This window comes from Microbacterium sp. Y-01 (genome assembly GCF_003856715.1).
Lineage (GTDB): Bacteria > Actinomycetota > Actinomycetes > Actinomycetales > Microbacteriaceae > Microbacterium > Microbacterium algeriense.
In genome coordinates this window covers 1,790,314-1,804,170 of record NZ_CP024170.1, presented here as the reverse complement: position 1 = coordinate 1,804,170, position 13,857 = coordinate 1,790,314, and the positions used below count along the sequence as shown (strand labels likewise).

Annotated in this window: 12 protein-coding genes and 1 tRNA gene; 5 read left to right on the top strand and 8 right to left on the bottom strand. The window is 68.9% G+C overall.

From position 1 onward, the window contains the following. Nucleotides 1-7 precede the first annotated feature (7 nt). A tRNA-Ile gene (locus CSX12_RS08470) sits at nucleotides 8-81 on the bottom strand. A gap of 29 nt (nucleotides 82-110) precedes the next feature. Continuing rightward, nucleotides 111-647 carry a gamma carbonic anhydrase family protein gene (locus CSX12_RS08465; protein ID WP_124895505.1) on the bottom strand — a complete coding sequence of 179 codons (537 nt, stop codon included), beginning with the start codon at nucleotides 645-647 and terminating at the stop codon, nucleotides 111-113. Between the two features lie 130 nt (nucleotides 648-777). Here CSX12_RS08465 and CSX12_RS08460 point away from each other — a divergent pair, with 130 nt between their 5' ends. Continuing rightward, on the top strand, nucleotides 778-1,263 hold the full coding sequence (locus CSX12_RS08460; RefSeq protein WP_017202063.1) for a DNA starvation/stationary phase protection protein: 486 nt from the start codon (nucleotides 778-780) through the stop codon (nucleotides 1,261-1,263). An 80-nt stretch (nucleotides 1,264-1,343) separates the two neighbouring features. Here CSX12_RS08460 and CSX12_RS08455 read toward each other — a convergent pair whose 3' ends face one another. The 6 genes from CSX12_RS08455 to CSX12_RS08430 all read right to left on the bottom strand — a co-directional run bounded on the left by CSX12_RS08455 (nucleotide 1,344) and on the right by CSX12_RS08430 (nucleotide 7,812). After that, nucleotides 1,344-2,840: an amidohydrolase family protein gene (locus tag CSX12_RS08455; RefSeq protein ID WP_241160590.1), complete on the bottom strand. Its 1,497-nt coding sequence runs from the start codon at nucleotides 2,838-2,840 to the stop codon at nucleotides 1,344-1,346. Then, nucleotides 2,837-3,478, bottom strand: a complete 642-nt coding sequence (locus tag CSX12_RS08450; RefSeq protein ID WP_124895504.1) for an FMN-binding negative transcriptional regulator — start codon at nucleotides 3,476-3,478, stop codon at nucleotides 2,837-2,839. The genes CSX12_RS08455 and CSX12_RS08450 overlap by 4 nt, the downstream gene beginning before the upstream one ends. Nucleotides 3,479-3,516: 38 nt before the next feature. After that, a complete protein-coding gene (locus tag CSX12_RS08445; protein WP_124895503.1) occupies nucleotides 3,517-5,001 on the bottom strand; it encodes a sodium:alanine symporter family protein in 1,485 nt (494 codons plus the stop codon). A 99-nt stretch (nucleotides 5,002-5,100) separates the two neighbouring features. Next, nucleotides 5,101-6,099, bottom strand: a complete 999-nt coding sequence (locus tag CSX12_RS08440) for a DNA-formamidopyrimidine glycosylase family protein (protein WP_124895502.1) — start codon at nucleotides 6,097-6,099, stop codon at nucleotides 5,101-5,103. A 1-nt stretch (nucleotide 6,100) separates the two neighbouring features. Then, a complete protein-coding gene (locus tag CSX12_RS08435; RefSeq protein WP_124895501.1) occupies nucleotides 6,101-6,586 on the bottom strand; it encodes a ribose-5-phosphate isomerase in 486 nt (161 codons plus the stop codon). Nucleotides 6,587-6,624: 38 nt separating this feature from the next. Then, complete coding sequence (locus CSX12_RS08430; RefSeq protein WP_017202057.1) at nucleotides 6,625-7,812, bottom strand: ferrochelatase; 1,188 nt, start codon at nucleotides 7,810-7,812, stop codon at nucleotides 6,625-6,627. Between the two features lie 170 nt (nucleotides 7,813-7,982). Between CSX12_RS08430 and pepN the strand changes: the two genes are divergently transcribed. The 4 genes from pepN (at nucleotide 7,983) to CSX12_RS08410 (ending at nucleotide 13,852) form a co-directional block, all read left to right on the top strand. After that, nucleotides 7,983-10,535, top strand: coding sequence for an aminopeptidase N (gene pepN / locus CSX12_RS08425; protein ID WP_124895500.1), 2,553 nt, complete (start codon nucleotides 7,983-7,985; stop codon nucleotides 10,533-10,535). A gap of 235 nt (nucleotides 10,536-10,770) precedes the next feature. Beyond that, the gene (locus CSX12_RS08420) at nucleotides 10,771-11,751 is read left to right on the top strand and encodes a mechanosensitive ion channel domain-containing protein (protein WP_225855839.1); all 981 of its coding nucleotides are present in this window, start codon (nucleotides 10,771-10,773) and stop codon (nucleotides 11,749-11,751) included. Continuing rightward, nucleotides 11,748-12,197, top strand: coding sequence for a globin (locus CSX12_RS08415; RefSeq protein ID WP_017202054.1), 450 nt, complete (start codon nucleotides 11,748-11,750; stop codon nucleotides 12,195-12,197). Before CSX12_RS08420 ends, CSX12_RS08415 begins: the two co-directional genes overlap by 4 nt. Further along, complete coding sequence (locus tag CSX12_RS08410; RefSeq protein WP_124895499.1) at nucleotides 12,194-13,852, top strand: FAD-binding dehydrogenase; 1,659 nt, start codon at nucleotides 12,194-12,196, stop codon at nucleotides 13,850-13,852. Before CSX12_RS08415 ends, CSX12_RS08410 begins: the two co-directional genes overlap by 4 nt. Nucleotides 13,853-13,857 lie beyond the last annotated feature (5 nt).

The window sequence follows — 13,857 nt, the reverse complement described above, 5'->3', positions numbered from 1 at the left end:
GAGGCAGTAGGGCGGGCGGGACTTGAACCCGCGATCGTTGGGTTATGAGCCCACTGCCTTAACCAGCTTGGCCACCGCCCCGTACGCGCTCCAGCCTAGTGGCCGAGGGCTCAGACGGGAGTCGTCGCGGCATGCGTCCTGACGTGCTCGAGGTAGATGTCGGCGTTCGCGATCAGGCCCGCGCGTTCTTCTTCCGTGAGCGGTCGGCGGACCGAGGCCGGTACGCCGGCGACGAGGGAGCCGGGCGGGATCTCGGTCCCACCCAGCACGACGGCACCGCCGGCGATGAGACACCCGGAGCCGATGACGGCACCGCTGAGGATGACGGAGCCCATGCCGACCAGTGTGCCGTCGCCGATTGTGCAGCCGTGGACGACGGCATTGTGCCCGATCGACACCTTCGCACCGACGACGACGGGATGGCCCGCGTCGACGTGGAGAGACACGTTGTCCTGCACGTTCGAATCGGGGCCGATCACGATCGAGGCCGAATCCCCGCGGAGCACTGCGTTGTACCAGACGCTGGATCCCGCAGCGAGCGAGACGTCTCCGACGATCCGTGCTCCGTCCGCGATGAACGCGGCCTCGTCGATCGTCGGCACGCGGTCGGGCAGAGCGAGGACGGAGGCCCCGGAGGCGATACGCATGAGGCGAGACTACCCTCATCACCGCGGAAACACGCGGAAGTGAGCCGAGCCTCAGCTTGCTTGCGGAATGTCTCAGCGTGAGTAGCGTTGTCTTCATCAGATACGAGAATCCGACCCGGAGGAGCACCAGATGAGCAAGGCACAGACCGTTTCCACCACCGCCATCGACCCGACCGTCGCCGCAGGCGCGGCCCAGTTCCTCTCCCCCGTCGTGCTCGGCCTCCAGGCTCTGACCGTGAACGGCAAGCAGGCCCACTGGCACGTCCGCGGAGCGAACTTCATCGGCGTCCACGAGCTTCTCGACACGATCGTCGCGCACGCCGGCGACTTCGCCGACACCGCGGCTGAGCGTATCGTCGCGCTGGGTCTGCCGATCGACGCCCGCGTCTCCGCCGTCGCCGAGAAGGCCGGTTCGACCGCCGTGGCAGCCGGCTTCGCGCAGTCAGACGAACTCATCCGCGCCGTGATCTCCGACATCGACGCGATCCTCGTCGATGTGAAGGCTGCCGTCGACGGACTCGACGAGGTCGACCTGACCAGCCAGGACGTCGCGATCGAGATCCAGCGCGGGCTCGAGAAGGACCGCTGGTTCCTGGTCTCGCACATCGCCGCCTGACATCCCGTCCGAGCCCGAAGGGGCGGTCCCCGGTTCGCCGGGGACCGCCCCTTCGGCATCTCACCGGCAGGTCAGGGGGCTCACGAGAGGTGGGTGATCCGCCCCGCCAGGAGTGTGGCGACGACGGGCATCGAGCGCAGCTCCGACCCGCCGGCGGTGCGCGGGTCGGCTCCGCAGAGCACCAGGTCGGCGGGTTCTCCCGGCCGGATCGCTGAGCGCACGCTCGCCTCGATCGCTTCATCCACCGAGAGCCGCTCCTCCGGGTGCCAGGGCTCGCGAGCGTCGTCCGTCCGCGTCACCGCCGCCGAGATGGCCTGCCACGGGTCGAGGTCGGCCACGGGAGCGTCGGAGCCGAAGCGGAGCTGTGCGCCCGCGTCACGGAGCGAAGCCAGCGGATAGGCGACGGCGGTCTGGGCCGGCCATTGACGGGCCACGAGATCCCGATCGTCCAGAGCGTGCTGGGGCTGCACGCTCGCGATCAGGCCGAGCCGACGGAAGCGCGGAAGATCGGCGTGCCGCACGAGCTGGGCATGCTCGATGGAGCCGACGGCGCCTGTCGTGGTGAACGCGTCGAGCGCGGAAGTGAGCGCCCGGTCACCGATCGCGTGGACCGCCACCGCCAGTCCTGCGCCGGTCGCCGTCGTCATCAGCGCCGTCAACTCCTCCGGCGGCACCGTGAGCACTCCGAAGTTGGCCGGATCGCCGGGGTAGGCGTGGAAGCAGGCCGCCGTCCTGGTTCCCAGCGAGCCGTCGGAGATCACCTTGAGTGATCCCGTGTGCACGAGTCCGCGGCCCTCCGACGGCGCATCCGTGTAATCGTGCGCCTGTCCGGTGCGCAGGCCCGCCGCGATCGCTCGCTCCAGGTCGAACGGATACACGGCGAACTCCACGCGGTGCGCCGCGAATCCATCGGCGACCCGCCGCGGCCAGGCATCCGCGTTCCAAGCCATGTCGAAGTCGACGAGACCGGTGATCCCCCGTGTGGCAGCCTGCTCCCCCGCGCGCCGCACCGCGCGATCACCGTGTTCGGGGTCGACCGCGTTCAAGCGGCGAGAGATCTCGAAGGCGTCCTCTTCGCGCAGCATGCCGTCCGGGCTGCGGAAGCACTCCCGCGCCAGTGCCGCGGAGTTCAGCCAGACGCTGTGCACATCGGCGTTGATGAGATAGGTGGGCACGGCACCGGTGGCGTCGTCCAGCAGGGGCAGGCTCGGCACATCACCCCAGAAGGCGTCGCGGAAACCGCTGCCCACGCGGCGTCCGTCGGGGAGGAGCCCGGCGCTCGACATCGTGCGCGCCGCCTCCGCCGCCGACGTCACGGCGCCGAGCGGCTCCCGTTCCGCAGCCAGCGCCCATTGCACGGTGTGGACGTGGTTGTCCCAGAGCCCGGGAACCGCCCACGTGCCGTCGCCGTCGAGGACCCGGCCGCGCGCCGGCAGCGCCCCCGTCGGTGCGATGTCGACGATGCGGCCTTCCGCCAGATACAGGTCGACCGGCTCGTCGTCGAGCAGGAATTCGCGCCCGGGCCCAGTCACCCGCACCGCCCGCACCATGTCGATGCTGTCGCCACGTCCGGTCACTGCCGCACTCCCCCGCGCGCTTCCTGAGCGCGCCGCATCTCTCCGGCCAGGGCAGGGTTGCGGTACGGCCCTTCGGCGTCGAGCGCGGCGATCACCGTCTCGATCGTCTCCGCCGGCTTGTTCTGACTGAGCTTCCGCTTGCCCACCACGCGCGTGGGCGTCAGCCGGAAGCCGACCGTGCCGGCTTCGAGCCGACGGACGAAGGCCTCGTCATTCGGCCGCTCCCACATCAGGCGAGGGTCGGGCAACCGGGATTCGAACCGCTCGACGAGGCGGTCCAGCACGGCGAGATTCTCCTCGGTGGACAGGATCTCCGGCACGCCGGAGAGGTGGACGGCGGTGTAGTTCCAGGTCGGCACGGCCGCCGCGTGGCCGTACCAGCCCGGCGAGACGTACCCGTGCGGCCCCTGGAACACGACCAGCATCTCGCGCTCCGCCATGCCGTGGATGAGGTCGTCCGGTCGCCCCACGTGTCCGACGATCGTGAGGTCGTCTCTCGCCGCGTCGAGCAGCACCGCGTAGTGCGAGGCGACGAGTCCGTCGTCGCCCGCGCTCATGATCGTCGCCCAGGGATTCGCGTCGATCACGTGGCGCATCTCGGTCACATCCGCCAGCGTGAAGCTGGGATTCTGTCGCATATGACCAGCCTAGGGCCGCGTACGACGCTCATCTCGCGTCAGTCGCCGCGACGCCCGACCACAGGGACGGCCTGCGTCTTCCATTCCTCCCACCCGGGGGTGCCGGCCATGAACGACTCGATCTGGTCGCGGTCGGCACGGAGCTTCGGATCGTTGTCCAGATACTTCTTCGTCTCTCTCGCCACGAGCCCGGACAGGATCAGAAGCCCGATCAGGTTCGGGAGGGCCATCAGGCCGTTCATGGCGTCCGAGAACGCCCAGACGACGCCCAGCTGCACGGTGCAGCCGATGAAGACCACGAGCGAGAAGATGATCCGGAACGGCATCACGGCGCGTCGGCCGATGAGACGCTCGATGTTCCGTTCCCCGTAGTACGACCATCCCAGGATCGTGGAGCCCGCGAACATCACCAGTCCCAGGGTCACGATGATGTGGCCCCAGTCGCCCGGCAGCCCGTGAGAGAACGCCGCCCCCGTCATCAGAGCCGGACTCAGCTGCTCACCCGTCTCCGGATCGATCTCCTTCCAGGTGCCGGTGGAGATGATGACCAGGCCGGTGCAGCTGACGACGATGATCGTGTCGATGAACGTCTGGGTCATCGATACGAGCCCCTGGCGCACGGGGTGGCTGGTCTTCGCCGCCGCGGCCGCGATCGCCGCGGAACCCATGCCGGACTCGTTGGAGAAGATGCCGCGGGCGACGCCGAACTGCACGGCGACGATGATGGCGGAGCCGGCGAACCCTCCGACCGCGCTCGTTCCCGTGAACGCCTCGGAGAAGATCTGCGCGAAAGCGGCGGGCAGCGCGCCGACGTTCGCGATGAGGATGTACAGCGCGCCGAGGACGTAGAAGATGATCATGATCGGCACGAGACCGGCCGTGACACGACCGATCGACTTGATGCCGCCGACCAGGACGATCATCGCGAACGCGGTGAGGACGATGCCCGTGCCCCAGGTCGGCACGTCGAAGCTCGCTTCGAGGTTCTGGGCGATCGAGTTGCCCTGTGTCATGTTGCCGATGCCGAAGCAGGCGATCACGGCGAACACGGCGAAGGAGAGCGCCAGCACCTTGCCGAACGGGCCGCGGATGCCCCGTTCGAGGTAGTACTGGGGGCCGCCGGACTTCTCTCCCGCGTCGTCGGTCTTGCGGAAGCGCACTCCGAGGAAGGCTTCGGAGTACTTGGACGCCATGCCGAGCAGCCCGGTGACCCACATCCAGAAGAGCGCTCCAGGACCACCGATGCCGATCGCGGTGGCGACGCCGACGATGTTGCCGGTTCCCACAGTCGCCGCCAGCGCTGTCGTCAGCGCCTGGAACTGGGAGATGTCCCCGTCAGCCCCGGGGTCCTTGCGCGTGAGCAGCCCGAGCCGCAGTGCGGACCCGAGGCGCACGAACTGCAGACCGCCCAGGCGGATCGTCAGGTACAGCCCTGTCCCGAGGAGCAGCGGTATCAAGAAGAACGGGCCCCAGATGAACCCGCTGATGCTCTCGAGGACGGACTGGAGGGCGGTGAGATCCATATCGGCTCCTGTCGGTGACGGCGCGGAAACGCTGTCACCATATTCACAGGAACCGCGGCTCGCGGCGCGCGTCGACGGGCGTGTCGGGGAGACGCGCACTCAGGCCTGGCAGCGCGGGCACCAGTAGAGCTTGCGGGCGCCGATCTCCTCGAGGGCGATCTCGGTCCCGCAGACGCGACACGGCAGGCCGGCCCGGTGGTACACCCAGTGCCGGTCGTCGCGGTTGGCCATGGCCGCACGGTAGTCGTCGCCGGTGAGCCCGTCCATGGTCATCATCTGCCCGGTCTCCACCCCGACAGCGAGCAGGCGCACCCAGTCGTGCCAGAGGGCGCGGGCGACATCCTCCGGCACGTCCCGGCCCGGAGTGTGCGGGTTCAGACGCTGGCGGAAGAGCATCTCGGCGCGGTAAACGTTCCCGATCCCGCTCACGACGCTCTGGTCCATCAGCAGGAGCGCGATCGGGGTCGACTTCTTCGTGACCGCGCGGACGAAACGCTCCTCGTTCTCGACCGGGTCGCCCACGAGCGGATCCGGCCCGAGCTTCGCGATCGTGGCCAGCATCTCCTCCGGCGTCTGCAGCACGCACGCGGTCGGGCCGCGGAGATCGGCAGCCGTGATGTCGGTCATCAGGCGGAGGCGGACCTGTCCGACGACGGGCGGCGGCCACTCCGCGCCCTCGTCGGCGAGACCCTTGGTCTGCTCCGACATGCGCACGTGCACTCGCGTGCGCCGCGGCGCCCCGATCGAGGCCAGGGAATTCTCGCCGGCATCGTCGAGGATCGGCTCATCGAGGACAGTCCCGCGCTGATTCGTCTGCCCCATGCGCCCGTTGGACGAGGCGATCGTGGGGTCCACCAGGATCTCGCCCGCGAAGTCCCAGGCCCCGTACAGCCCGAGATGCACGCGGAGCCACACGTCGCCCTCGGTCTCGAAGAACATCTGCTTCCCGACCGCCTGCACGCTCACCGCCTCGCGTCCGTCGAGGACGGCCGCGCCCTCCGCGAACCGACCCTGCGGGCTCGACGCGCTGAGCACCTTGCCGACGAAGTTCCGATCGAACTGTCGAGCGATCCGGTGGACGGAATGGCCTTCGGGCATGTCAGCCCCGGGGGTCCGGGAGCAGCGAGCCGTCGCGCTCGAAGTCCGCGATCTGTCGGATGCGTCGCACATGCCGCTCCTCGCCGGAGAACGGCGTCTGCAGGAAGCGGTCGATGAATGCGGTGACCTCGTCGAAGGTGTGCTGACGTGCGCCGATCGAGATCACGTTCGCGTCGTTGTGCTCGCGCGCGAGCTCCGCCGTCGACAGATTCCAGACCAGCGCGGCGCGGACGCCCTCGACCTTGTTCGCGGCGATCTGCTCGCCGTTGCCCGAGCCGCCGAACACGACACCGAGCGCCTCGACACCGGCAGCCTGGTCGGCGACGACCGCCTGGGCCGCGCGGATGCAGAATGCCGGGTAGTCGTCGAGCGCGTCGTACTCCACCGGCCCGTGGTCGACGACGTCGTGGCCAGCGGAGCGGAGGTGCTCCTGCAGCTGCGTGGAGAAGTCGAGACCGGCGTGATCGGTGGCGATGTGGATGCGCATGGCTTCCATCCTAGAAGTCGCGGGTGCTCAGCGGCGTGTCACGGGGCGACGCCGGCCGCCGCGGGCTTGAAGCCCGCGCGGACGTTCTCGCAGCATCCGGGGCGGCACACGTCGAAGCCTCCCGGGAGCGTGGTCACGTGCGCACGCTCCTCGTTCGGACGCCCCTGGAGTCGCTCCTCGATCAGGTCGACGATCCCGTCGACGAAGGCAGGGCGGACACCCGGCGTCGGCGTGCGGGTGAAGGCCAGCCCGGCCTCCTCCGCGGCTTCCGCGGCTTCGGTGTCGAGATCCCACAGCACCTCCATGTGGTCGCTCATGAAGCCGACGGGAACCACGATGACAGCCTTGCGGCCCCGCGCAGGCAGCTCGCCGATGACATCGCACACATCCGGCTCCAGCCACGGCTGCGACGCGGGGCCGGATCGCGACTGGTACACCAGCTCCCACGGCACATCGGCGGCACCGGGAAGTGCCGCGCGAACCTGGTCCATGGTCCACGCGGCGACCGCGAGGTGCTGGGCGGCGTAGGCGCCGCCCTCAGCGCCCCAGTCGATGTCCCTGGCGCCGGAGCGCTCCGCGTCGGCGGTGGGGATGCTGTGCGTGGAGAACAGCACCTGGATGTCTCCGGGTGCGATGCCCTGGTCGAGATAGCCCTGCACGGATTCGCGCACGCCTGCCTCGAAGGCCTCGACGAAGCCCGGGTGGTCGTAGAAGGGACGGATCTTGTCGATCGTCACGCTCTCCCCCAGGCCCGTCTCGGTCAGCACCCGTGCGAAGTCTTCGCGGTACTGGCGGCAGCTGGAGAACGAGCTGTACGCGCTCGTGGCGAAAGCGAGCAGCGTCGTGTGCCCGTTGGCAGCGGCCTCGGGGATGACGTCTTCCAGGTACGGGCCCCAGTTGCGGTTGCCCCAGTAGACGGGGAGGTCGATACCGCGCTCTGCGAGAGCGTTCTCGAGCGCCTCCTTGAGCACACGGTTCTGCCCGTTGATCGGGCTCACGCCGCCGAAGTGACGGTAGTGATGCGCCACCTCCTCGAGCCGCTCATCGGGGATGCCGCGCCCCCGCGTGACGTTGCGCAGGAAGGGGATCACATCCTCCTGGCCTTCCGGGCCGCCGAAGCTCGCCAGCAGGATGGCGTCATAGGCGACCGGAGTGGTCACGAAGGGCGCGCCGTCGGCGGCAGCAGGCGAAGCAAAGGGAACGACATTCGGCTCGATCGCAGTCACCCTCCCATCCTTTCACCTCTGCAGAGGGCCTGCGTCCGCGTCTGCCGTTTCCGTGCATCCGATCAGCGAACGTGAGCGCACCGACCGCTCTGGCGTAGGCTGTCATGGTTGCCGTCGGCGCCAACTGCGCCCAGCCCCGGTGACATCCCCTCACCCCTGGGAGTACAGCTGTGCCTGGAGAGAACCTCACCCGTATCGAAGCGCAGGAGCGCCGCAGCGTCATCGATACGCAGTCCTACGAAGTCGCCCTGGACCTGACCAAGGGCGCCGAGGTCTTCGGCTCCCGCAGCGTCGTGCGCTTCACCGCGACGCCGGAGAGCTTCACCTTCATCGACCTCATCGCCCGCGATGTCCGGGAGATCTCGCTCAACGGCGAGCAGCTCGACCCGAACGAGGTCTTCGCCGACTCGCGCATCGCGCTCACCGGCCTGCAGGCCGAGAACGTGCTGGTCGTCGACGCCGACTGCCTCTACACCAACACGGGCGAGGGCCTTCATCGCTTCGTCGACCCGGTCGACGGCGAGGTCTATCTCTACTCCCAGTTCGAGGTGCCGGACTCGCGCCGCGTGTTCGCGGTCTTCGAGCAGCCCGACCTGAAGGCGACGTTCCAGTTCACCGTCACCGCGCCTGCCGCGTGGAAGGTGGTCTCCAACTCCCCCACGCCCGAGCCGATCGTGCACGACGACGACGTGACCGCGACGTGGGGCTTCGAGCCGACGCCGCGCATCTCCTCGTACATCACCGCGCTCGTGGCCGGTCCCTACGAGTCGACCTTCTCGGAGCTGACGAGCGCCTCGGGCCGCGTCATCCCGCTCGGCGTGTACGGCCGCAAGAGCCTGTGGCAGCACCTCGACGCCGACTACATCTTCGACAAGACCCGCGAAGGCTTCGCCTACTTCGAGTCAAAGTTCGGCGTGCCGTACCCGTTCGCCAAGTACGACCAGCTCTTCGTGCCGGAGTTCAACGCCGGCGCCATGGAGAACGCGGGCGCCGTGACGTTCACCGAGACGTACGTCTTCCGCAGCAAGGTGACAGACGCCGTCAAGGAACGTCGCGTCGTCACGATCCTGCACGAGCTCGCGCACATGTGGTTCGGCGACCTCGTCACCATGAAGTGGTGGAACGACCTCTGGCTGAACGAGTCGTTCGCCGAGTGGGCCTCGACCATCGCGACCGCCGAGGCGACCGAGTGGACAGAGGCCTGGACCACGTTCAACGCCATGGAGAAGACCTGGGCCTACCGTCAGGACCAGCTCCCCTCGACCCACCCGATCGTCGCCGAGATCAACGACCTCGAAGACGTGCAGGTCAACTTCGACGGCATCACCTACGCCAAGGGCGGCTCCGTCCTGAAGCAGCTCGCCGCGTGGGTCGGGATCGAAGCGTTCTTCGCCGGCGTCTCGCAGTACTTCCAGAAGCACTCCTGGGGCAACACCGAGCTCAGCGACCTGCTCTCGGAGCTCGAGGCCACCAGCGGCCGCGACCTGAGCACCTGGTCGAAGAAGTGGCTCGAGACCGCCGGCGTGAACACGCTGGAGCCGGTCATCGCCGAGGGCCATGACGGCACGATCTCGCGTTTCGCCATCACGCAGACCGCACCGGCCGACTACCCGACGATCCGCCCCCACCGCCTCGGCATCGGCTTCTACACCCTGACCGACGGCTCCCTCACGCGCTCGCACTATCTCGAGGTCGACGTAGACGGCGACCGCACCGAGATCCCGGAGCTGCAGGGCATCGCGCGGCCCGACCTCGTGCTCCTCAACGACGACGACCTCGCGTACACGAAGATCCGTCTCGACGAGAAGTCCCTGGCCACGGCGATCGCGCACCTGGCCGACATCCACGACCCGCTCGCCCGCTCCCTGGTGTGGGGCGCCGCGTGGGATCAGACCCGCGACGCCGAGACGGATGCGTCCGCCTACATCGACCTCGTGCTCGGCAACATCGGCCGCGAGACCGAGTCGACCACGGTGCGCACCACGCTCGCGCAGCTGCGCACCGCGGCGACCCTGTACGTCGCACCCGCACAGCGCGAAGCAGCCCGTCTCAAGGTGGCCGACGGACTGTGGGCCCTGGCCGAGGCGGCCGAGCCTGGCAGCGACAGCCAGCTGCAGTTCGTCACGGCGTTCGCCAACGCGCTCGTCACGCCCGAGCACGCCGGCATCGTGGGGCGTCTGCGCTCCGGCGAGGAGACGCTCCCCGGACTCGAGATCGACGCCGACCTGAACTGGCAGCTGCTCGTCGGCCTCGCCACGATCGGCGCGACCGATGCGGCGACGATCGACTCCGCCCTCGCCGCGGACAACACCGCCAAGGGCGCCGAGTTCGCGGCGCAGGCGCGTGCCTCGCTCCCCGACTCGGCATCCAAGAACGCCGCGTGGGACGCGCTGATCGTGCGGGACGATGCTCCGAACACGATCGTGCGTTCGGCGGCGCTCGGGTTCGTCCACCCCGCAGGGGCGTCGGTGCTCGGCGAGTTCGTGCCGAAGTACTTCGACATGCTGCTCCCGGTGTGGGAGTCGCGCACCTACCAGATCGCCCAGTACCTCATCGTCGGACTGTTCCCGACCGCGCTGGCCGACGTCGCCCTCCGCGACGCCACCCGCGCCTGGCTCTCCGCCCACCAGGACGCCCCGCCCGCCCTGCGCCGCCTGGTGCTGGAGAACCTCGCGGACGTCGAGCGTGCGCTGGCCGCACAGGCTCGCGACGCCGAGGACTGATCCCTCCCTTCCGAGACGGAGATCGTCCCCTCGCGCGGACCGCGTCCACCGTGACGCGCCGGCGCGCGAGGGGCGGTCTCCGTCTTGCCGTTGCACGCTCGTCCAGCCCGCGCAGAGGCCCGATCGCTAGGATCTGGAAGTGATGATGCTCCCCTTCCAGACCACCCCCGCACCCGAACCCACGCCGCTCCCCGACTGGCTGGTCGGTCTGCTCGATGTGCTCGGCAAGGTCGGGATGAAAGCTCTCGCCGTCGCGCTCATCATCGTGAGCTGCGTGGTGATCGGACTCATCCTGCGCCTGGTCATCCGCCGCGTCGTGCACCGCATCGTCGACAGCGCGAAGAACAAGGCGTCGGTCGACGACACACAGGCGCTCGAACGGTCGCCGCTCGCGGACATGCGGCTGGTGCAGCGCACCCGGACGCTCGGGACGATCCTGCAGAACATCGTGAACGTGATGCTCGTGGTGATCGCGATCGTGCTGATCGTCAACGCCCTCGATCAGAGCCTCCTCGGCTCGCTGACCCTGCTGACGGCAGCCGTCGGCGCCGGGCTGGGTTTCGGCGCCCAGAACATCGTCAAGGACGTGCTCAACGGCATGTTCCTCGTCGCCGAGGACCAGATCGGCATCGGCGACGTCGTCGATCTCGGGCTCGCGAGCGGTGTCGTCGAGTACGTCAGCGTCCGCATCACCCAGGTCCGCGACGTCAACGGCACGCTCTGGTACGTGCGCAACGGCGAGGTGACCCGCATCGGCAACATGTCGCAGGGGTGGGCGCGTGCGATCATCGACCTCGGGGTGCCGGCCGACTCTGATCTCGAGCAGGTCGAGCACATCATGCTCGAGACCGCCCAGGGACTCGCGAAGGACCCGAAGTGGCGTACCCGCATCATCGAGAAGCCGGAGCTGTGGGGCCTGGAGTCGATCGACGGGGACGCCCTCGTCGTCCGGATCGTGATCAAGGCCCGCGCGAACGCCAAGGACGACGTGGCCCAGGAGCTTCGGCGACGTCTCCGTGCCGCCCTCCTCGAGAAGGAGATCGGCGTCCCGCGCATGACCGACGTCGTTCCGACCGGACTCGACGGCGCGCGACGGGTGCGCGGCGCGAACCCGCCCAAGACCCGGCCGAACGCCGTCACAGGTGTGCCGGTCATCCCCGACCGCGGCATCTGGCGGCGCAAGAAGCAGACCGACGACGGGAGCACCCAGAAGTGACGTTCTACGACGAGATCGGCGGACACGAGACCTTCCGGAGAATCGTGTCGGTGTTCTACCGCGAGGTGGCCCTCGACCCCGTGATGAAGCCGATGTACCCGGAAGAGGATCTCGGCCCCGCAGAGGATCGTCTCCGCATGTTCCTCGAGCAGTACTGGGGAGGGCCGACGACCTACGGGGACACGCGCGGACACCCGCGGCTGCGCATGCGGCACATGCCGTTCCACATCGACGCCGATGCCCGGGATCGTTGGCTTCGTCACATGCGCACCGCCGTCGACGAGGCGCAGTTGTCCCCCCTGCACGAATCGACGCTGTGGGACTACCTGGAGCGCGCGGCATATGCCATGGTGAACACATTCGAGCCGTCCGGGATCGGTGCCGCCCCCGGCGGTCGCCCCACGCTCGAGACCCGATCACGTCAGGAATCAACGGAGAACTCATGACGACGAAGCCCCTGTCCGCAGATGTCCTGGTGATCGGATGGGGGCTCGCCGGCCTGGTGGCGGCCGCCGAGGCGCTCGACGCCGGGCGCCGTGTCATCCTGCTCGACCAGGAACCGCGGACGAACCTCGGCGGCCAGGCCTGGTGGTCCTTCGGCGGCCTGTTCTTCATCGACTCGCCGGAGCAGCGACGCTTCGGCATCAAGGACTCGCTCGAGCTCGCCACACAGGACTGGTTCGGCAACGCCGGTTTCGACCGCGCTGAGGACGAGTGGCCACGGCGCTGGACGGAGGCATACCTGCAGTTCGCCGCCGGCGAGAAGCGCTCCTGGCTCCGCGATCGCGGAGTCGGCTTCTTCCCCGTCGTCGGGTGGGCGGAACGCGGCGGATACGGGGCCATCGGCCCGGGCAACTCGGTGCCGCGGTTCCACATCACCTGGGGAACCGGTCCCGGGATCGTGGCGCCCTTCGCCGCTGCCGTCGAGCAGGGGGAACGGGAGGGACGACTCACGATCCTTCCGCGGCACCGGGTGTCGGAGCTCACCGTCACCGACGGATCGGTCACCGGCGCGCGCGGCAGCATCCTCGCCTCCACCGGCGCCCGGCGCGGAGAGGCGACCACACGGCAGAGCATCGGTGAGTTCGAGATCATCGCCGCGGCGACCGTCGTCGCCTCCGGCGGCATCGGCGGCAACCACGACCTCGTCCGCGCCGCCTGGCCATCGCGCCTCGGCACACCGCCCGAGCACATGCTCACGGGGGTGCCCGCCTACGTCGACGGCTCGATGCAGGCCGTCAGCGAGGCTGCGGGGGCGCGTCTGATCAACGGCGACCGGATGTGGCACTACGTCGAAGGCATCACGAACTGGGATCCCGTGTGGCCCTCACACGGCATCCGCATCCTGCCCGGGCCGTCCTCCCTCTGGCTCGACGCCACGGGCAAGCGTCTTCCGGTTCCGCTGTTCCCCGGATTCGACACCCTCGGCACACTCGCGCACCTGCGCACGACAGGGCATGATCACTCCTGGTTCGTCACGTCACGTCAGATCGTCGAGAAGGAGTTCGCGCTCTCGGGCAGCGAACAGAATCCCGACCTGACGGGCAAGGACGTGGCCCTGCTGCTCCGATCGCGTCTCGCCAAGGGACCGACCGGCCCGGTGCAGTCCTTCCTCGACGAGGGTGCGGACTTCCTCGTCGAGAACGATCTGGAGTCGCTGCTGGAGCGCATGCAGAGTCATCCCGGCGGCTCCGCCCTCGACATCGACAACGTACGGAGGGAAGTCATCGCCAGGGACCGCGAGATCGAGAACGAGTTCACCAAGGACGCCCAGATCGGGATGCTGCGTTCCATGCGCAACTACCGCGGCGACAAGCTCATCCGCACCGCGGCGCCGCATCGGCTGCAGGACCCCGCGGCGGGCCCGCTCATCGCCGTCAAGCTGCACGTCCTCACGCGGAAGTCGCTGGGCGGCATCAACACCGACCTCGACGGACGCGCTCTCCGCTCCGACGGCTCCGCGATCCCCGGGCTGTATGCCGCGGGCGAAGCGAGCGGCTTCGGCGGGGGCGGCGTGCACGGCTACCGCGCGCTGGAGGGCACCTTCCTCGGCGGCTGTCTGTTCTCGGGACGCCAGGCAGGGCGCGCGGCTGCTCGCTGACGGCG